The sequence below is a fragment of the Sphingomonas sp. Leaf20 genome (assembly GCF_001421535.1).
Classification (GTDB): Bacteria; Pseudomonadota; Alphaproteobacteria; order Sphingomonadales; family Sphingomonadaceae; genus Sphingomonas.
The window spans coordinates 160,324-179,826 of sequence record NZ_LMKN01000009.1; the positions used below are offsets into that span (position 1 = coordinate 160,324).

Below are 19,503 nucleotides of genomic sequence, written 5' to 3' on the forward strand. Positions count from 1 at the left end.
TCGTGGGACTCCGGCAGGGCTTGCCGTCGGGGGCCGGGTTCTGCACGGTGCTGTTAAGGGCCACCACAGGGATGTCGATCGATCAACAGCGCCGTCGTCATCGCCGCGATGCTTGCCTATGGGGCGGCGCTGTTCGGGATCGCGTGGGTGGTGGACCGGCGCGGGCTTTCGGTGCGGATGGCGCGGATCGCGTACCCGCTGTCGCTCGCGGTATATTGCAGCAGCTGGACGTTCTTCGGCGGTGTCGGCACGGCGGCGACGCAGGGCTGGGACTATCTGTCGATCTATCTCGGACCTGCGCTGGTCTTCCTGCTAGCCCCCGGTTTCCTCGCGAAGCTGGTCCGGCTGGCGCGCGACGAAGGCTCGAGCTCGATCGCGGACTTCATCTCCGCGCGCTACGGGCGCAACCGCGGCACCGCGGCGATCGTCGCGGGCACCGCGCTCGTCGCATCGATCCCGTATATCGCGCTGCAGCTGCGGTCGGTGACGCTGAGTTTCGGTGCGCTGATCGGGATCGGCGGATCGGCGCTGGTCGGGCCGCTCGTCGCGTTGCTGCTGGCGACGTTCGCGATCAGTTTCGGTGCGCGGCGCTACGAGGTCGCAGGCGGTAACGAGGGGGTCGTCGCGGCGATCGCGGCGGAATCGCTGATCAAGCTGCTGTGTTTCGTCGCGCTGGGCGGGTTTGCCTTGTGGCTGCTCGTCGGACTTCCGCCGACCGCGACGGATGCCTCGCTGACGCAGTTCGCGGACGGATTTGCCCCCGGTGCGCTGACGCCCGACTTCTTCATACGCACCTTGCTGTCGGCGTGCGCGATCATATGCCTGCCCCGCCAATTCTATGTCGGCATCCTCGAGGCGCGGAACCCCGGCGCGATCGCGCGCGCGCGCTGGCCGTTCATCGCGTACCTCGCCGTGATATCGGTGATGGTCCTGCCGCTCGCGCTCGCCGGAATGGCGATGCTACCCGCAACGATACGCCCCGACCTGTATGTGCTCGCGATACCGCTGTCGCGCGACAGCGACCCGCTCGCGCTGATGGCGTTCATCGGTGGTTTCTCGGCGGCCACGGCGATGGTGGTGACCGAGACGATCGCGCTGTCGACAATGGCGACGAACGACCTGCTTGCGCCGCTCCTGCTGCGCCGGCAGACCGATGGCGGCGAGGGCGATCTCGGCCGTCGGCTGCTGCGCGTGCGGCGGATCATCATCGGCGCGATCGTCGGCGCGGCGTTGCTGTACGGCACGAGCATCGGCGACGAGCTGTCGCTCGCGTCGATCGGGCTGATCGCGTTTGCCGGTGTCGCGCAGTTCGCCCCCGCGCTGGTGGCGACGGTCACCTGGGGGTTCGCCGATGCACGTGCGGCGCGCGGCGGGCTGATCGGCGGGGTGATCGTCTGGGCCTATTGCCTGCTGATGCCGTCGATCCGCTGGGGCTTCGGGGACAGCATCACGCGCGCGACGGGCGGGCTGCTCGATCCCGACGCGTTGCTGCGGCTGTCGCTGGGATCGCCGCTGGTCAACGGGACCGCGTGGAGTCTCGGCGTCAACATCGCGCTGATGGCCGGGCTTCATCTCTACAGCGAGCGCCGTCGCGTGTTCGGCGGGCGGCACAGCGTGCTCGACCATGTGACGACGTTCGGCGAGCTGAAGGGCCTCGTCGCACGGTTCGTCGGTGATGCCGAAGCTGCCGAAGGACTCGACCTGTTGTCGCGCGATCCACAATCGCCGATCGACGGGCGCGCCGCGCGGCTCGCGGAGCGGCTGATCGCCGGCGTGATCGGGGCGCCGTCGGCGCGCCTGATCGTGACGTCGAGCCTGGCGGGGTCGGCGATGGAAGTCGGCGACGTCGTCCGGTTGCTCGACCAGCGCGGACGCAGTCTCCGTTTCTCGCGGTCGCTGCTGTCGGCGACGCTCGAGACGATCGACCCCGGGGTAAGCGTGATCGATGCGAACCTCAGGCTGGTCGCGTGGAATCCGCGCTATGTCGAGATGTTCGACTATCCCGAGGGCTATGTGATCGCGGGCCGGCCGATCGCCGACCTGATCCGCTACAATGCCGAGCGCGGCGAATGCGGGCCGGGCGGGGTCGACGCGCATGTCTCGCGACGGCTCGCGCACCTGACGCGGGGGTTGCCGCACAGTTTCGAGCGGCTGCGGCCGTCGGGGCGCTGGATCAAGACGGTCGGGCGCGCGATGCCGGGCGGCGGGTATGTCCAGAGCTTTACCGACATCACCGCGGAAAAGGCGGCACAGGCGCAACTCGAGATGCGTGTCGAGGAGCGCACGCGCGACCTGGCGCGATCGAACACGATGCTGGACGAGGCGCGGATGCACGCCGAGACCGCGACGCGCGACAAGACGCGGTTCCTTGCGGCCGCGAGCCACGACCTCCTCCAGCCGTTGCACGCGGCGCGGCTCTTCTGCGCCGCGCTCGACGAGGGCAAGGCGCCGCACCAGGCGGATCTGGTGCGTGCGATCGATGGGGCGATCGGGTCCGCCGATATCCTGCTGCGTGCGCTGCTCGACGTCTCGCGGCTCGATGCGGGGGGCGTGGTGCCCAAGATCGAACGGTTCGTGATCGGCGATCTGATCGACGAGCTCGCGGCGGAATTCAGGCCGCTGGCGGGTGAGCGCGGGCTGGCGCTGCACGCGCATCCCGGGGTGCAGGTGGTCGCCACCGACCGGTCGCTGCTGCGGTCGATCCTGCAGAATTTCCTGTCGAACGCCGTGCGCTACACGCCGTCGGGACGAATCTGGATCGGTGCGCGGCGTCGCGGCGCGGACGTGCTGATTGAAGTACGCGACAGCGGCCCGGGGATCGCGGCGGGCGACCGCGACCGGATCTTCGCCGAGTTCGAACGCGTCGAGAGCAAGGGCAGCGCGGGCGGCGGGGTCGGGCTCGGGCTGGCGATCGTCCGGCGGATCGGGCAGTTGCTCAACCTGCCGATCGAATTGCGGTCGCGCCGGGGAAGCGGGTCGACCTTTGCGGTGCGCGTGCCCTCCGCGATGCGTGCGACGCTACCTGCGGCGGTACCGGTCGCGACGGTCGCGCGGACCCTGCCGCCGGGGCTGCGCGTCCTGTGCCTCGACAACGACGCTGCCACGCTTGTCGCGCTCGATGCAGCGCTCCGGTCGCGCAGGTGCGTGCCGTTGCTTGCCGCAACGATCGCCGAGGCGATGACATTGGCGGCGGACGAGGAGCCCGAGGTCGCGCTGATCGATTTCCACCTCGAGGCGGCGGAGGACGGGCTGGATGTCGCCGCACGGCTCGCGGCGATGAGCCCGGCGCCGGCGATCGCGCTGGTGACCGCCGACCGGCATGTCGGGGACGATCCGCGGAGCGCGGGGATCACAATCCTTGCCAAGCCCGTTGTGCCGGCCGAGCTCTGGGGCTTTCTCGAACGCGCGTCGGCAGCGGCAGCCGCGGTCTGACCCGTTATTTCAGCGGTCCGCTCGAGAAGTCGATCTTGATGCGGACCCACGCACCGACCATCGTCTTGCCGCCGACGCGGGGCGGACGCACGCGGAACTGCCACGCCGCCTGACGCATCGCGCGTGCGAGACCCGATCCCGGCGGGGATTCGCCAAGCGCACGACAATTCTCGACCTTGTAATTCTCGATCGTGCGGCAGGCGATCAGCGCCCAGCTTCCCGGTGGCGCGCCGTTGGGCAGATAGCCTGCGAGCTCGGCATGGCTGGGTTCGACATACCATTCGGCGTTGTAGAGCCGCTGGCCACCGGGGCCTTCGCCGGGGCCGTAGGCGGAACCGCTGTCCTTGCCTGCGCCTGCGCCATCGGTGTCCGAGCCGCCGTCGCTGCGCTCGCTGGGCTGCGACTGGATTTTCGAGATGTCCGCCGAATCGAACAGCTCCATGCCGCCTGCGAGCATCTTGGGAAACGCCGGGGCAGGGGTGGTCGGGCGCGGATCGGACGCGGGGGCGGCAGCGGGGGGCTTGGGCGAGCGGGGCGACGCGCCGCCCGCGACGAGCTTGGCCTTTTCGACGATCGGCCGCTGCGGCGTTTCGGGGCGGTCCTCCCGGTCGGGCAGAAGCCGGAACGTGCTGGGCGGCGGCGCGGGCTCGGGTTTTGTCACGTTTGGCGCGAGACGCAGCAACAGCAAAATGACGACGATGTGCGCGACGATCGCGAGCAGAAACGACCCAGCGCGCCGCCAGAGCGGGGGACGCGATCGGCTTGACGCGGACAGATAGGACGTCGAAGCCATCTGCGCTGTGCCTAGACGGCGCGGGACAGCGTCGCAAGACGTCGCGGCAGACGCGGGTCGATCGGTCTACGCAACGACGTCCGCCCGGCCGGGCTCATGCATCAGTCATCGAAATGGATGTCGAGCGCGCGCGCGGCAAGAACCGCCTGCGTCCGGTTCTGCACCTCGAGCTTGCGCAGGATCGCGGTCATGTGCCCCTTCACCGTCGCCTCCGAGATGCCGAGATCAAACGCGACCTGCTTGTTGAGGCGACCCGCGCAGACGCCGAGCAGGACCTTCAGTTCGGTCGGCGTCAACGTCGCGACGCGGCTCGACAGGTCGTCGGCGGGAAGCGCCCGGGGTATCGGATCGATTTCCCCCGCGAGCGCACGCGCGACCGCGTTTTCGAGCATGGCGAGATCGGCGGTCTTCGATACGAAACCGACCGCGCCATAGGCGCGCGCGCGGGGTGCTGCCTCATTCTCGTCGGCGGACGAGATCACGACGATCGGTGTCGCGGGCCGTTCGGCATGCAGCAGCGCGACCCCCGCGAACCCCTCCGAGCCCGGCATCCGCAGATCGAGCAGAATTAGGTCCAGCCGCCCGGCCGCGCGGGTCGCGTCGATCGCCTCGCCGAGCTGCCCCGCCTCGATGACCGTCGCATCGGGTGCGGCACGGCTGACCGCCAGCTTGAGAGCCTGGCGGAAGAGCGGGTGATCGTCGGCGATCAGGATCGTCCGACCACCGGGCGGGACGGCGGGATCGATCATGCGGGTTCGGCCAGCGCCTCCCTGCGCCCTTCGATCAGCGCGTCGACGACCGCGGGATCGGCGAGCGTCGAGGTGTCGCCGAGCTGGTCGAGCTGGTTCTCCGCGATCTTGCGCAGGATGCGGCGCATGATCTTGCCCGAGCGCGTCTTGGGCAAGGCGGGCGCGAACTGGAGGATGTCGGGCGTCGCGATCGGGCCGATCTCGCGGCGGACCCACTGGACGAGCTCCTTGCGCAGCGCTTCGCTCGGCTCGGCGTTGGCGTTCAGCGTGACATAGGCATAGATGCCCTGGCCCTTCACGTCGTGCGGCATCCCGACGACTGCGGCCTCGGCGACCTTCGCATGCGCGACGAGCGCGCTTTCGACCTCGGCAGTACCCATGCGGTGGCCGCTGACGTTGATGACGTCGTCGACGCGGCCGGTGATCCAGTAATAGCCATCCTCGTCGCGGCGACAGCCATCGCCGGTGAAATACTTGCCCGGATAGGTCGAGAAATAGGTCTGGAAGAAACGCTCGTGGTCGTTCCACACGGTGCGCATCTGCCCGGGCCAGCTGTCGGCGATGACGAGATTGCCCTCGACCGCGCCGTCGAGGACCTTGCCCTCCGCATCGACCAGCTCGGGCAGCACGCCGAATAGCGGCTTCGTCGCGCTGCCGGGCTTGAGCGCGGTCGCGCCGGGGAGGGGGCTGATCATGTGACCGCCCGTCTCGGTCTGCCACCAGGTGTCGACGATCGGGCAGCGGCCGTCGCCGACGACGTTGTGATACCAGTTCCACGCTTCGGGATTGATCGGCTCGCCGACCGACCCGAGCAGGCGCAGCGACTTGCGGCTGGTCCGAGTCACCCAATCATCGCCCTCGCGCATGAGCGAACGCAACGCGGTCGGCGCGGTGTAGAGGATGTTGACCTGATACTTGTCGACGATCTGCCAGAAACGGCTGTGGTCGGGATAGTTGGGCACGCCCTCGAACATCACCGTCGTCGCGCCGTTCGCGAGCGCGCCGTAGAGCGAATAGGTGTGACCGGTGACCCAGCCAACGTCGGCTGCGCACCAGAAGATCTCGCCGGGGCGGTAGTTGAAGACGTATTCGTGAGTCATCGACGCCCAGACCAGATAGCCGCCGCTGGTGTGGAGCACGCCCTTGGGCTGGCCGGTCGAGCCGCTGGTGTAGAGGATGAACAGCGGGTCCTCGGCGTTCATCGGCTCGGGTGCGCAGTCGGTCGACTGGTCGGCGATGCAATCGTGATACCAGCAATCACGACCCTCGGTCATCACGACCTTGCCGCCCGTGCGGCGGACGACGATGACCGCCTCGACGCCCAGATCGCCGTGATCGAGCGCGGCGTCGACATTCGCCTTGAGCGGCACCGTCTTGCCACCGCGCAGGCCCTCGTCGGCGGTGATGACGACGCGGCTGTCGCAGTCGTGGATGCGGTTGCACAGGCTCTCGGGCGAGAAGCCGCCGAAGACGACCGAATGGATCGCGCCGATCCGCGCGCAGGCGAGCATCGCGAACGCCGCCTCGGGGATCATCGGCAGGTAGATCGTGACGCGATCACCCTTCTTGACGCCGCGCGACTTGAGGCAGTTGGCGAGCTTCGACACTTCGTCGCGCAGTTCGGCATAGCTGATCTTGCGCGACTCGTCGGGGTTGTCGCCTTCCCACAGGATCGCGGTCGCGTCGGGGCGGGCGTCGGCGTGGCGGTCGACGCAGTTGGCGGCAACGTTGAGCTGCCCATCCTCGAACCAGCGGATCCGGAAGTCGCTCTCGTTGAACGACGTGTCCTTGATCTTGGTCGGGGCGACGATCCAATCGAGGCGTTTGGCCTCCTTTGCCCAGAAGGTATCGGGATCGGTCGCGGCCTCCGCATACATCCGGTCATAGGCGGCGGCATCGATCAGGGCGTCCTTCGCCCATTCCGCGGGGACGGGATAGCTGGCCTCGGTCATCGAACTCTCCTTTTCCCGCCGTCGTAAACGGTTCCCCCGGTTCGATCACCCCCAACCAAAGTCAGGGATGCCCCCATGGCGGCGATCAGGCATTTCATCGAGGCCTGTATTCACGCGCCAGACCGGTGAGGCAGGTTGGAGGTACGGATGAGACGATCGGTATATACAGCGCTATTGGTTGGCACCGCACTTGTGGGTATCGCACCCAGCGCGGCGCATGCGCAGACGGCACGCGAGATCGAGCTCGAGACGCGTCTCAAGGCGCTCGAGGCTGCGGTTCAGGATCTGCGTGGCGAGCTGACCGCGGCGCGCGCATCGGCTGCGGCGCCGCCGCCGGTGACGTCGTCGACACCGCCGACCGCGCTTGCCGCGGCACCGGTGACGGCGCCGACCGCAAGACCCGGCGGTGCGACCGCGCCGACCGCGATTGCCGAGGCAAAACCGGCGTCGCCCGGTCCTGCGCCCACCGACGGGTTCAAGGTTGCGGGAACGACGGTCAAGCTCAACGGCTTCCTCAAGACATGGGCGTCGGTCAGCCGGTATAGCGGCGGCAATATTCCGCCCGAGTCGGTCGGCCGTGACTTCTATTTCCCGTCGATGATCCCGGTCGGTGGCCGCAACGAGGGCAACAGCGTCGAGGGCCATGCCAAGCAGACGCGGATCGTCATGGCGACCGAGACGCCCGTCGCAGGGCATAGCCTCAAGGGGCTGATCGAACTCGATTTCCAGGTCGTTCCAGGATCGCAGGGCAACCAGCGTGTGGTCAGCGGGTATAATCCGGGACTGCGCCGCGCGTTCTTCACGTTCGACAACTGGCTGTTCGGCCAGGAATGGACGACGTTCCAGTATATCGGCGCGCTACCCGAGACGACCGACTTTGTCGGCCCGTCCGAAGGCAGCGTGTTCGTGCGGCAGGCGCAGGTCCGCTACACGCGCAAGCTGAGCGATACGCTCACACTCGCGGTTGCGGCGGAAAATCCGGAAACCGCCTCGACCGGTCTCGCCTCGGCGGCCATCGTCGAGAATGCCGACGACCGGCTTCCCGACGTCGCTGCACGGCTGAACTACAAGACGGGCTTCGGCGAATTCTCGCTGGCGGGCTTGGCGCGCAAGCTGACGATCGACACCGGCACGCTGAAAGACAGCGCGAACGGGTGGGGCGTGTCGTTTGCGGGCAAGGTTCCGCTCGATACCGCCGGGCGTTCGGACATCCGGTTCATGGTCACGCATGGCGATGGCATCGGGCGCTATGTCGGTCTCAATCTCGCGCCGGACGCGGTGTTCCTGCCCGTGCCGGGGGCTAGGCTGTACACGCCGAGCGTGACCGCGGGTTTTGCCGCGCTCAAGCTCGGCTGGACCGACAAGCTCCGCTCGACCTTTATCGGGAGCGTCCAGGGGATCGATTATCCGACCGGCGGCGAGCCGATCGGCGCGAGCGCCTCCGTGTGGAGCTCGTCCGCCAACCTGTTCTATTCGCCGATCAAGAACATCGATCTGGGGGTCGAATTCCGTCACGCCGAGCGCCGGCTGGTCGACGGGCAGGTCGGTAAGCTCGACCGCGGTGAGCTGGCCGCGCGCTACTCGTTCTAGACGGCGCTTATCACCGTCCCCCGGGCGGGGGAGACACCGCAATTTTCCCGAGCCGGCGACGATCGGCTGTTCCAACCACCATTCCATCTGAGAGGAAACCGCCATGGCGACTACAACAGGGGACGCTTCGCCCCTCGGGCATGTGAAGCAAAGCCAACCGCTGGTCATCATCGCCTCGTCGCTCGGGGCGGTGTTCGAATGGTATGACTTCTATCTCTACGGCCTGCTCGCGACGATCATCACCGCGCAGTTTTTCTCGGGCGTCAACGAGACGACCGGGTTCATCTTCGCGCTCGCCGCGTTTGCGGCCGGGTTCGCGGTACGCCCGTTCGGCGCGTTGGTGTTCGGGCGGATCGGCGATGTCGTCGGGCGCAAGAACACCTTCCTCGTCACGATGGCGATCATGGGGTTGTCGACGTTCCTCGTCGGCCTGCTCCCGAGCTATGCGTCGGTCGGCGTCGCCGCGCCGATCGCGCTGGTCGTGCTCCGCCTGTTGCAGGGCCTCGCGCTCGGCGGCGAATATGGCGGTGCCGCGACCTATGTCGCCGAGCATGCGCCCGACAAGAAACGCGGCCTGTTCACCAGCTTCATCCAGACTACCGCATCGCTCGGGCTGTTCGCGGCGCTGTTGATGGTGATCGGTGTCCGGACGCTAGTCGGCGAGGAGGCGTTCGCGTCCTGGGGCTGGCGTATTCCGTTCATCGTCTCGATCGCGTTGCTCGCGGTATCGCTCTGGATCCGCATGCAGCTCGAAGAGAGCCCGGTGTTCCAGAAGATGAAGGACGAGGGCAAGACGTCGAAGGCCCCGCTGACCGAGGCGTTCGGCCAGTGGAGCAACCTCAAGGTCGTGCTCATCGCGCTGTTCGGTGCGGTCGTCGGCCAGGGCGTCGTGTTCTACACCAGCCAGTTCTACGCGTTGTTCTTCCTCGAGAAGAACCTGCGTGTCGACGGGCCGACCACCAACATCCTGATCGCCATCGCGCTGCTGATCGCGACGCCCGCGTTCATCTTCTTCGGCTGGCTGTCGGACAAGATCGGGCGGAAGTGGATCATCCTGACCGGCTGCGCGCTCGCGGCGCTGACCTATATGCCGTTGTTCCATGCGCTGTCGAAGGCCGCCAATCCGGCGCTCTACGCGGCACAATCGGCGGCACCGGTGACCGTCGTCGCCAATCCGGACGAATGTTCGGTCCAGTTCGATCCGGTCGGCAAGAACAAGTTCGACAGCAGCTCGTGCGACATCGCCAAGTCGTATCTGGCGAAGGCGGGCATCTCGTACACCAACGTCGTCGCGCCAGCAGGAACGGTCGCGCAGATCCATATCGGTGATACGACGATCCCCGTCGTCAATCCGGCGGTCGTTACCGGTCCCGATCGTGCCGCCGCGATCAAGACGTTCGGTGGCGAGGTGAAGACCGCGCTGACATCGGTGGGCTATCCCGAAAAAGCCGACCCGGCACAGATCAACAAGCCGATGGTCGTCGCGATCCTCGTGCTGCTCGTCCTGTACGTGACGATGGTCTATGGTCCGATCGCCGCGCTGCTCGTCGAGCTGTTCCCGACGCGGATCCGCTACACGTCGATGTCGCTGCCCTACCATATCGGTAACGGCTGGTTCGGCGGGTTTCTGCCGACCGCGGCGTTCGCGATGGTCGCGGCCACCGGCGATATCTATTACGGGCTCTGGTACCCAATCGTAGCCTGTGCGGTGACCGCCGCCGTCGGCCTGGTGTTCCTCCCCGAGACGTTCCGCCGCTCGCTGCACGGCTGATCGTCCCGAAACCACGACGACGGGGTGCGGTTCTGTGAACCGCACCCCGTTCGCGTTTGTCAGAACAGCCGCTTGAGCAGGCCGGCATTCGTCTTGCCCAGTTCGACGATCGAGTCGCCCCGGCCGCTCATCACCGCCTTTGCCATGTAGAGCGTGAAGCCCTTCATCTGCTCGAGCGTGATCTTGGGCGGCATCGACAATTCGGTGCGCGCGGTGACCGCGTCGAGCAGGGCAGGGCCGGGATGCGAGAGGACCTCGCGGACGCCCGCGTCGACCTCGCCCGGGTCGGTGACCCGGACGCCGTGGATCCCGATCGCGCGTGCCATCGCCGCAAAGTCGGGATTGTCGAGCGCGACGCCGGTTTCGATCAGTCCCGCCGCCTTCATCTCCATCTCGACGAACCCGAGCGTGCCATTGTTGAAGACGATGATCTTCACAGGCAGCCCGAGCTGGCGAACGGTCAGCAACTCACCCATCAGCATCGCCAGCCCGCCGTCACCCGACAGGCTCACGACTTGACGACCGGGGAAGGCGGCCTGCGCGCCGATCGCCTGCGGCAGCGCATTGGCCATCGATCCATGATTGAACGACCCGATCAGCCGGCGGCGGCCGTTCATCGCGAGATAGCGCGCTGCCCAGACCGTCGGCGTCCCGACGTCGCAGGTGAACACCGCGTCGTCGCTCGCCTGCTCGCTGACGAGCCGCGCGACATGCTGCGGGTGGATCACGCCGCTGCCCGGCGTGCCGGTCGCCAGGTCGTCGAGACCCTTGCGCGCTTCGGCATAGTTGGCCCGCGACTCCTTCAGGAACGCATCGTCCCGATTGCGCGTGACGAGCGGCAGCAGATGGTCGATCGTCGCGCCGACGTCGCCGACCACCCCAAGATCGATCGCGGTGCGGAGACCGAGCGACTCGGGGCGCAGGTCGACCTGCACGACCTTGGCCTTTTCGGGATAGAATTGGCGATACGGAAAGTCGGTGCCGAGCATCAACAGCGTGTCGCAGCCCATCATCGCATCATAGCCCGAGGAGAAGCCGATCAGCCCGGTCATGCCGACGTCGTAGGGGTTGTCGTATTCGATGAACTCCTTGCCGCCGAGCGCATGGACGACGGGCGCCTGCAATGCCGCTGCCAGCGCGACGAGCTGGGCATGCGCGGTACGGCAGCCGCGCCCTGCGAGGATCGTCACGCGGCCCGCGTCGTTGAGCATCGCCGCGAGTTCCGCCAGCGTCCCGGCATCGGGGACGATCTTGGCGGGCTCGGGCAGCAGCGCCGTCGCCGAGCGTGCGATCTGCCCCGTGGTAGTGCGCAAGGCAACGTCGCCCGGCATCGCGACGACCGACACGCCGCGCCGTCCGACCGCCGCGCGGATCGCGGTATCCAGCGTGCGCGGCATCTGATCCGCATCGGCGATCGTCTCGCAGTACACGCTGCATTCGCGGAACAGCGCTTCGGGGCGTGTCTCCTGGAAGTAGTTCGAGCCGACTTCGCCGCTCGGCACCTGCGCGGCGATGGCGAGGACCGGGACGCGCGTCCGGTGGCAGTCGTACAGCCCGTTGATCAGGTGCATGTTGCCGGGGCCGCAGGAACCCGCACAGACCGCGAGCTTGCCGGTCAACTGCGCCTCCGCGCCGGCCGCAAAGGCGGCGGCCTCCTCGTTGCGAACATGGACCCATTCGATCTTGCCGCGTTTCCGCAGGCTGTCGGTCAGCCCGTTGAGGCTGTCGCCGACGACGCCGTAGATGCGCTCGACGCCCGCGAGGTGCAGGGTATCCGCGAACAGGTCCGCGATCGTGGTCTTCGACATCAGGAAACTCCGGGCTCGGTGAGCGGGCCGGCCGGGCGCGTTGGCCGGGCACGATGAACATCGAAAACGCGCCTGGCGCCGCTTTGGTTGACCAGGTCGCGGGTTTTTATCGATTGGCGGCCGCGGTGGCGCGCGCAGGGCCGGATCGACGCGAACCCGCTGACTTCGAGCCGTCACCGGATTGTTGCAAAAAGGTAACGATTCTTTCGATCGCGCGAACATTCGACGCCATCCGACGATTTGCCGCGTGAATCTGTTGCATCGCACAAAACAAGATACGAGCATGTAACCCTGACATCGAATCTGGTCGATGCAGGGCAAGCGAAAGGTTTCGATCGGCAGTGCAGTAACGCGTGGGCAGACGGCGTAAATCGTCGATGGATTGGGAGAAGTATCCGAAAGGCGCTCATCATGTGGGGGTAGCCTAATGAAGATAGTTCATAGCATTTCACGCAGTGCACTTGTGATAGCCATGGTCGCCGGGGGGCATGCCGCGGCATTCGGGCAAGACGTCGCCCAGACCATCGCCTCAACCGATACGCAACCGACTGGACAGATTCCCGACGACATCATCGTGACGGGCACCCGCGCGACCGGGATTACGGCCGCCGAAAGCGCGGCGCCGATCAAGGTTCTCGATGCGGATATCATGAGCCATGTCGGCCAACCCAATCTCAACCAGGTCCTGGCGCAACTCGTCCCGTCGTTCACGGCGCAGGCGTTTGGCGGCGATACGGCCAATCTGACGCTGTCGGCGCGGTTGCGGGGTCTCAGCCCCAACCACACGTTGGTCCTCATCAACGGCAAGCGGCGGCATGGAACGGCCAATCTCGCCGTGCTGGGCGGGCCGTATCAAGGCGCGGCGACCGCCGACCTCGATCTCATCTCGCCGTCATCGATCAAGCGGATCGAAGTCCTCGAGGACGGTGCGGCGGCCCAATATGGTTCGGACGCGATTGCGGGCGTCATCAACATCATCCTGAAGGACGACGATGCGGGCGGTGATGGGTATGCGACCGCGGGCGAGAACTACCAGACGGGTGGCCGCACCTATGCGGGGACGCTGCATCTGGGGACCAAGATCGGCGAGGACGGGTTCTTCAACATCACCGCGTTCCACCGCTATCACGACTTCACGCAGGTCGGCGGGATCGATCGGCGCGTCACCGATATCAACGGCAACCTGCTGACGGGAACGACGTCGCCCTCGCTCACGCCGCTTCAGCAACGGCTCTATGCCAACATTCCGAACTTCCCGTACGTCAACCGGATCAACGGGGACGCGCAATCGCGGCTGACCAACCTGCAATACAACACCGTGTATGATTTCGGGGACGCCGAGGTCTACAGCTTCGGGACCTATTCAAAACGCATTGCCAGCGCGTACGAGAATCTTCGCGTGCCGACGCGCGTGTCGCGCACGGTGGATGGTGTGACGACCTATTTCGATCCCGAAGGCGACAACCCGGTCAACGGCTTCTCGCCGCGCGAGAAGATCCGCGAGGATGACATGGCGTTCACCGGCGGCGTCCGCGGACTTGTCAGCGGCTTCCACTACGATCTGTCGACGACGTTCGGCCAGGACAAGAACCTGATCTACACCGTCGATTCGGCGAATGCCTCGCTCTACGCGGATACCGGATTCACCCCGACGAGCTTCTATAACGGATTCTTCAAATCGACCGAATTCACCGCCAATGCCGATTTCACGCGCGAGATCGAGGCGGGGATGGCAGCGCCGCTGAACCTGGCCTTTGGCGGCGAGTATCGCAAGAATGTGTACGAGATCGGATCGGGCGATCCGGGATCGATCTACAAGGAAGGCGGGCAATCCTATCCGGGGTTCCGGCCTTCGGATGCCGGGGTCAACGGGCGCAACAGCCAGGCCGCGTATGTCGACGTCGCGATGATGCCGGTCGCAGGGCTCAAGCTCGATATCGCCGGACGATACGAGCATTATTCGGATTTTGGCAGCAAGTTCATCTACAAGGGGACGACACGCTACGACTTCTCGGACGCGTTTGCACTGCGCGGGACGTTCTCGACCGGGTTCCGCGCGCCGACGCTGGCGGAGTCGTTCTATTCCGCGACGAACGTCTCGCCGACGTCTGCATTCGTCCAGTTGCCGGCGAACTCCGCAGCGGCGAAGCTGCTAGGGTTCGCCAATCTGAAACCCGAAAAGTCGACCAATTACAGCATCGGCACGGTCATTCGGCCCGCTGAGCGGCTGACGATCACGCTCGACGCGTATCAGGTCAAGATCCGCGATCGCATTCTGGGGACGGGGTCGATCTATGGCAGCGGCGGTGCGAACAACTTTCCAATTGTGACCGAGGCGATCCGCGCGAATGGCAACGTGCTGGACCCGACCGTCAACCAGACGGGGATCAACATCTTCACCAACGGCGCCGACACGCGCACGCGCGGCGTCGACCTGGTGGTAAGCTACGTCACCGACTTCGCCGATTACGGGAAGGTCAACTGGACGCTGTCGGGCAACTATAACGAGACCAAGGCGCTCAACCTGAATGCCGCCCCGACGACGCTGGGCAACATCCCGTTGTTCGATCTCGAAGCGCAGAGCTATCTCGAGACCGCATCGCCCAAGACCAAGGTGATCGGCTCGATATTCTATGCGCTGGACAAGTTCGGCGCCACCTTGCGCGGTACGCTGTATGGCAAGACGACTGCGTATCTCAGCCCCGACGGCGGCTCCTATTACAAGCAGACGATCGGCACCGCGTTCATCGGCGATGTCGAGCTGAATTACGATCTGACCCGCGACCTGAAGCTCTCGGTCGGGGCGAACAACGTGTTCAACAAGCGACCGCCCAATGTCGGGCTCGTGCCGGGGTCGACCAATTCGACGGTCAATGATGGCAACGTCCTCGACGCACCGCTGACGTTCAGCCCGTACGGGATCAACGGCGGCTATTACTACGCACGCTTCAACATCACCTTCTGACGAGATCGGGCGCGGCACCAGCCGGTACCGCGCCCGAACCTTCGAACGGCCTGCTCCGGGTCAGGCGGGGACCATCACGGACAGGATGTCGCCGACATCGGCGGTTGCGAATGCGGTATATTCGTCGCCGATCGCATAGGGGAGAAGGATCCGCCGCCCGTTGAGCAGCCCGCCGCAGCTATAGGTGACGTTCGGCACATAGCCGCCCCGTTGCTCGGCGCTGGGGAAGAGCAGGGGGGAGGGCGTCCGTGCGAGGACGCGGGCAGGGTCATCCTTGTCGAGCAGGCACGCGCCGATGCAATAGCCGCGCACCATGCCGACGCCGTGGGTGAAGACGAGCCAGCCCTCGTCGATCTCGATCGGCGATCCGCAATTGCCGAGCTGGACGAATTCCCATGGGTATTTGGGCGCCATGATCCGCGTCCCCGTCTCCCAGGTATAGAGATCGTCCGAGCGGTTGAGCCAGATGTTTTCGCTGTCCTGACGGCCGAGCATGACGAACTGGCCGTTGATCCGCCGGGGGAAGAGCGCCATGCCCTTAAAGCCCGTCATCGCCCCCGCAAGCGGACGCATCTCGAAGGTGCGCATGTCGACGCCGCGGATCATCTCCTGCCGCGCGACCTTGCCGTCGAACGCGGTATAGGTGCCGATCAGGCTCTGGACCCCGTCATGGTCAGTGAAATTGACCAGCCGGAGATCCTCGACGCCCTGGCGCTGACTGGGAAGCACCGGGAAGATCACGGTTTCGGAGGGCTCGCGACTGTCGTCGCAGACGAGACGCACCCAGCCATCGTGGTTGCGCTCGATCCGTGGCGGGACGCCGTGCGGGCTCGCCGGATGGATCGTCAGTCCACCGTCCGACGCCCATTCACCCGTCCGGAACGTCACGGACGAGATATGCCCCTCACCGATGCCGCGAAGCGACAGCGCAAAGCGGACGGCATCGGGCTGCGATGGTGGCTCGTCCTCGATCCGGACGATGCTCGGATTGAAGAGCGCGGCGGATTCGAACGCATATTCCTGGCTGAAATAGGCACCGAGAAGGAATTGTTCGTCCGGGTCGCAGACGAGGTCGCCGAGTTCGGGTCGCATCTCCTCGAACCGGCGGCGGAAGACGCTTTCCGCGTCGCGGTGGCGCTCGCGCATCGGTGTCGAGACGAGTTCGATCATGCGCGCACGCATGTCCGGGTTCAGGTCGAGCACGCGCTGGGCAACCGCCATCGCCCGGGTCGGTCGGTCGGCCTTGAACGCGTCCGGATAGGCGAAGCTGAACGGGCGGATGACGGTTCGTGACGGATCGGGTTTGAGTTCCACGTCGAGCGTGGTGAAGACGTCGGCAGCGAGCATCGGGGACCCTTTTTTTCGTCGGCGGCGCGAAGGGCGCCGCGGTGCCTAGTTCTGAGCGATGCAGTGGCGCTTTATATCCCGCGCACGTCAATCTTCCGCTGGTTTGTTCTGGGACGCCTGCACAAACCCAGTAAAAACTTTGCTATTGATAACCAGTCGCAGCATCGTCTAATGCCGCTCCATGGACGCAGCAGCCCATCGGGACCCGGCGAACGGGCGCAGCGGAACGCCTGCGCGGCGGCGAATCCGGCCTGTCGTGCTGACGACCGCGGCGCGGTCGATGACGGCGCTGTTCGGCGGGTATGCGTTGGCGTCCGCGGTGGCGACACTGATCGCGCGACTGCTGCCGGTCGACCGGGCAGACGCGACCGCCTGGGGCATGAACCTGTCGTTCCTCGCGTATGCCGGTGTCGCCTTGTGGTGCTTCCACGAGCCGCGCGTCGCGCGTGTGATGCTGCTCGTCTGGGGCGGGACCGCGGCGCTCGTCCTCGCCCTCTACTTGCTCGGAATGCGCCCGTGACGAAGCCCGTCACTGTGCGGCAAAGCATGGCGTGGATCCACAGCTGGCTGGGGCTGCTGGCGGGGTGGCTGTTGTTCGCGATGTTCCTGACGGGCACCGCGAGCTATTTCCGGCCCGAGATCACGCAGTGGATGCAACCCGAATTCCGCGCGAAGCAGGTGGGTGCGGCGCAGGCTGCGCAGACCGCGATGGACCATATGCAGACCGTCGGTGCCGACGACGTCCAGTGGTTCATCTACCTGCCCGACGCCCGCACCGCGGTGACGCGTATCTTCGAACAGCCGAGCGCGACGGCGAAGGGGCCGCGACCCGCCGAGATCGTCCTCGATCCCGCGACCGGCACGCCGCTCGCGGCACGCGAGACGCGCGGTGGCGAGCACTTCTACCGGTTCCATTTCCAGCTTCAGCTGCCGCATCCATGGGGACGTTGGCTCGCCGGTCTGTGCGCGATGTTCATGCTGGCGGCGATCCTGTCGGGGGTCATCACGCACAAGCGGATCTTCGCCGACTTCTTCACGCTGCGCTGGAACAAGGGCCAACGCAGCTGGCTCGACGCGCACAATGTCTCCGCCGTGCTCGCGCTCCCCTATCACGCGATGATCACCTATACCGGGCTGATCACGCTGGTCGCGATGTACATGCCATGGCCGGTGATGGCGACGTACAAGGCGCCGCTCGACTTCGGCGCGGTCGCGTTCGGGATCCCGGCGGACCGGGCGGCGACCGGCGTGGCCGCGCCGCTGCTGCCGATCGGCCCCATGGTGGCCGGTGCCGAGACGGTGTTCGGCGCACCGGCGACGCGGGTAGTGGTCCGCAATCCGAACGACGGCGCATCGACGGTCACAGTCTATCGGCATCCCAGCGCATCGCTCAACGCGCGCGGGCCCTCGGTGACCTTTTCGGGAAGCACGGGGCGTGAACTCGAACGCTCGAGCGATGTGGGGCCGGCGCTGAACACGGCGGGCGTGATGCTGGGGCTGCACGTCGCGCAATATGCCGGCACTGGCCTGCGCTGGGCCTACTTCCTGCTCGGCCTGACGGGGGCGGTGATGGTCGGGACGGGGCTGCTGCTGTGGACGACGAAGCGCCGCAAGCCGGGCGCGGTGCCGTTCTTCGGGCTTCGTCTGGTCGAACGGCTGAACATCGCCGTCATCGCCGGGTTGCCGATCGGAATGGCGGGGTATCTGCTCGCGAACCGGCTGGTCCCGGCGAGCGCGGTCGGGCGCGCCGACACCGAAGTGGCAACGATGTTCTGGCTATGGGGCGGCGTCGCGATCGCGCAGCTTGCCCGCTCGCCCCAGCGCGCCTGGATCGAGGGCTTCGCGCTGGCCGCGGTGGCGTTCGCCGCAATCCCGCTGGTCAATGCAGCGACGACCGATCGCGGGCTGGCGGCGTCGCTGGCGTCGGGCGACCTGCTGTTCGCCGGGTTCGACGGCGCGATGCTCGCGACCGCGGGGCTGTTCGGGGTCGCAGCATGGATCGTCGCGAAAAAGCCGGAGGCGAAGCACCGCCGCCCGTCGCACGGGCAATCACGAGGAGTATCGCATGCTTGAAACGGTGATCATCACGGCGATCGGCTGGATGCTGCTCGCGGCGTCTGCATTCCGGTTCCGGCGGGATCTCGCAATCACGAACCCTTCGACGGTTCGCGCGCTCCGCATCGCGGCGGGTGCCGTGCTGGCGGTCGCGCTGATGCGCTGCGGCGCACCGGTCACCGGGGAGCGGATCGTCCGCTTCCTCGGCGGAAGTTCGCTCTCGGCGGTCGTCATGGTCATGACCTTGTCGATCGCGCCGATGACCGCGCTTCGATTGGTCGCGGTCCTGCTCGCGCTGGCGCGCTGGATCCGGCAGTCGCAGAGCAGCGCACGGTCCGTGCAGCCGCGGACCGCATCGTTTCGATAGGATCAGAGACGGGCTATCGATCGTCGCGTGTGCCCGCGCACATGCGGTCCGCCTGACCCCGACGGTGCTTGGCGACGATCAGCCGCGCTGATACATGACGGGGAATGTTGGTTTTTCTGGATTTCGAAGCGTCGTCTCTCGGCAAGACGAGCTATCCAATCGAGGTCGCCTGGGTTTTCGAGGACGGGACGTCCGAAACGCATCTCATAGCGCCGGCGCCCGCGTGGACCGACTGGGATTTTGCTGCGGAGGCGATCCACCATATCGATCGTGCGACGCTGGTGGACGAGGGGACGCCGGCGCAGCAAGTCGCTGATCGCATGGTCGCGGTGCTTGCCGGCCACAGTCTCTATGCCAGCGCGCCGTCCTGGGACGGCAAGTGGCTGAACGTCCTGTTCCGCGCGACGGGATATCCCAAACACACGCTTCGGCTCCGCGATACCGACGAGGCGCTTGCGGACGTCGCGCGGAGCATCCTGCGCGAGGTGGTTCCCGCAGCGGCACTGGACGCCGAGATCGAGACGGTGATGGTCCTCGTCGATGTCCGCGCGGCCGGCGCGCCAGCACACCGGGCGCTGCCCGATGCGCGTGCCGAACAGGCGCTGTGGGCAGCGGTGCGCGACGCGGCGCGCGCTCGGCGGGACGAGATCACCCCGCGCGAGCGCTGAGCCGCC

General features: G+C 66.5%; 14 protein-coding genes. 9 read left to right on the plus strand and 5 right to left on the minus strand.

The features are described from left to right. Window positions 1-108 precede the first annotated feature (108 nt). A complete protein-coding gene (locus ASE72_RS14210; RefSeq protein WP_056022730.1) occupies window positions 109-3,432 on the plus strand; it encodes a hybrid sensor histidine kinase/response regulator in 3,324 nt (1,107 codons plus the stop codon). A 4-nt stretch (window positions 3,433-3,436) separates the two neighbouring features. On the opposite strand, the gene ASE72_RS14215 is transcribed toward ASE72_RS14210, so the two are convergent. The 3 genes from ASE72_RS14215 to acs all read right to left on the minus strand — a co-directional run bounded on the left by ASE72_RS14215 (window position 3,437) and on the right by acs (window position 6,926). Next, window positions 3,437-4,225: a hypothetical protein gene (locus ASE72_RS14215; RefSeq protein ID WP_056022734.1), complete on the minus strand. Its 789-nt coding sequence runs from the start codon at window positions 4,223-4,225 to the stop codon at window positions 3,437-3,439. Between the two features lie 101 nt (window positions 4,226-4,326). Then, on the minus strand, window positions 4,327-4,974 hold the full coding sequence (locus ASE72_RS14220; protein ID WP_056022737.1) for a response regulator transcription factor: 648 nt from the start codon (window positions 4,972-4,974) through the stop codon (window positions 4,327-4,329). Next, a complete protein-coding gene (acs, locus tag ASE72_RS14225; RefSeq protein ID WP_056022740.1) occupies window positions 4,971-6,926 on the minus strand; it encodes an acetate--CoA ligase in 1,956 nt (651 codons plus the stop codon). Before acs ends, ASE72_RS14220 begins: the two co-directional genes overlap by 4 nt. A gap of 192 nt (window positions 6,927-7,118) precedes the next feature. Here acs and ASE72_RS14230 point away from each other — a divergent pair, with 192 nt between their 5' ends. Beyond that, entirely contained in the window at window positions 7,119-8,516 is a 1,398-nt protein-coding gene (locus tag ASE72_RS14230) for a DcaP family trimeric outer membrane transporter (protein WP_156350503.1), read from the plus strand. A 103-nt stretch (window positions 8,517-8,619) separates the two neighbouring features. Beyond that, window positions 8,620-10,287, plus strand: a complete 1,668-nt coding sequence (locus ASE72_RS14235; protein WP_056022747.1) for an MFS transporter — start codon at window positions 8,620-8,622, stop codon at window positions 10,285-10,287. A 59-nt stretch (window positions 10,288-10,346) separates the two neighbouring features. Here the strand turns inward: ASE72_RS14235 and poxB are convergent, their stop codons facing one another. Next, window positions 10,347-12,095 (minus strand): ubiquinone-dependent pyruvate dehydrogenase, encoded by a 1,749-nt coding sequence (gene poxB / locus ASE72_RS14240; RefSeq protein ID WP_056022750.1) that lies wholly within the window; start codon window positions 12,093-12,095, stop codon window positions 10,347-10,349. 53 nt (window positions 12,096-12,148) lie between these two features. On the opposite strand from poxB, the gene ASE72_RS20310 reads away from it, so the two are divergent. Both ASE72_RS20310 and ASE72_RS14245 read left to right on the plus strand, forming a co-directional pair. After that, window positions 12,149-12,346 carry a hypothetical protein gene (locus ASE72_RS20310; RefSeq protein ID WP_156350505.1) on the plus strand — a complete coding sequence of 66 codons (198 nt, stop codon included), beginning with the start codon at window positions 12,149-12,151 and terminating at the stop codon, window positions 12,344-12,346. A gap of 323 nt (window positions 12,347-12,669) precedes the next feature. After that, window positions 12,670-15,060, plus strand: coding sequence for a TonB-dependent receptor plug domain-containing protein (locus ASE72_RS14245; RefSeq protein WP_235532368.1), 2,391 nt, complete (start codon window positions 12,670-12,672; stop codon window positions 15,058-15,060). Between the two features lie 60 nt (window positions 15,061-15,120). On the opposite strand, the gene ASE72_RS14250 is transcribed toward ASE72_RS14245, so the two are convergent. Continuing rightward, window positions 15,121-16,407, minus strand: a complete 1,287-nt coding sequence (locus tag ASE72_RS14250; RefSeq protein WP_056022756.1) for a glycoside hydrolase family 130 protein — start codon at window positions 16,405-16,407, stop codon at window positions 15,121-15,123. Between the two features lie 280 nt (window positions 16,408-16,687). Here ASE72_RS14250 and ASE72_RS20560 point away from each other — a divergent pair, with 280 nt between their 5' ends. The 4 genes from ASE72_RS20560 (at window position 16,688) to ASE72_RS14270 (ending at window position 19,497) form a co-directional block, all read left to right on the plus strand. Continuing rightward, window positions 16,688-16,927, plus strand: a complete 240-nt coding sequence (locus tag ASE72_RS20560; RefSeq protein ID WP_235532369.1) for an iron transporter — start codon at window positions 16,688-16,690, stop codon at window positions 16,925-16,927. Then, window positions 16,924-18,480, plus strand: coding sequence for a PepSY-associated TM helix domain-containing protein (locus tag ASE72_RS14260; protein WP_162235480.1), 1,557 nt, complete (start codon window positions 16,924-16,926; stop codon window positions 18,478-18,480). Before ASE72_RS20560 ends, ASE72_RS14260 begins: the two co-directional genes overlap by 4 nt. Continuing rightward, window positions 18,473-18,829 carry a hypothetical protein gene (locus tag ASE72_RS14265; protein ID WP_056022764.1) on the plus strand — a complete coding sequence of 119 codons (357 nt, stop codon included), beginning with the start codon at window positions 18,473-18,475 and terminating at the stop codon, window positions 18,827-18,829. Before ASE72_RS14260 ends, ASE72_RS14265 begins: the two co-directional genes overlap by 8 nt. 104 nt (window positions 18,830-18,933) lie before the next feature. Then, window positions 18,934-19,497 carry a 3'-5' exonuclease gene (locus ASE72_RS14270; protein WP_056022767.1) on the plus strand — a complete coding sequence of 188 codons (564 nt, stop codon included), beginning with the start codon at window positions 18,934-18,936 and terminating at the stop codon, window positions 19,495-19,497. Window positions 19,498-19,503: the final 6 nt, after the last annotated feature.

Excerpts from the sequence above, each read along its gene's own strand:
- ASE72_RS14210 (WP_056022730.1), top strand. The coding sequence starts at position 109 with ATGCTTGCCTATGGGGCGGCGCTGTTCGGGATCGCGTGGGTGGTGGAC.
- ASE72_RS14215 (WP_056022734.1), bottom strand. The coding sequence starts at position 4,225 with ATGGCTTCGACGTCCTATCTGTCCGCGTCAAGCCGATCGCGTCCCCCG.
- ASE72_RS14220 (WP_056022737.1), bottom strand. The coding sequence starts at position 4,974 with ATGATCGATCCCGCCGTCCCGCCCGGTGGTCGGACGATCCTGATCGCC.
- acs (WP_056022740.1), bottom strand. The coding sequence starts at position 6,926 with ATGACCGAGGCCAGCTATCCCGTCCCCGCGGAATGGGCGAAGGACGCC.
- ASE72_RS14235 (WP_056022747.1), top strand. The coding sequence starts at position 8,620 with ATGGCGACTACAACAGGGGACGCTTCGCCCCTCGGGCATGTGAAGCAA.
- poxB (WP_056022750.1), bottom strand. The coding sequence starts at position 12,095 with ATGTCGAAGACCACGATCGCGGACCTGTTCGCGGATACCCTGCACCTC.
- ASE72_RS20310 (WP_156350505.1), top strand. The coding sequence starts at position 12,149 with ATGAACATCGAAAACGCGCCTGGCGCCGCTTTGGTTGACCAGGTCGCG.
- ASE72_RS14250 (WP_056022756.1), bottom strand. The coding sequence starts at position 16,407 with ATGCTCGCTGCCGACGTCTTCACCACGCTCGACGTGGAACTCAAACCC.
- ASE72_RS20560 (WP_235532369.1), top strand. The coding sequence starts at position 16,688 with ATGACGGCGCTGTTCGGCGGGTATGCGTTGGCGTCCGCGGTGGCGACA.
- ASE72_RS14265 (WP_056022764.1), top strand. The coding sequence starts at position 18,473 with ATGCTTGAAACGGTGATCATCACGGCGATCGGCTGGATGCTGCTCGCG.
- ASE72_RS14270 (WP_056022767.1), top strand. The coding sequence starts at position 18,934 with ATGTTGGTTTTTCTGGATTTCGAAGCGTCGTCTCTCGGCAAGACGAGC.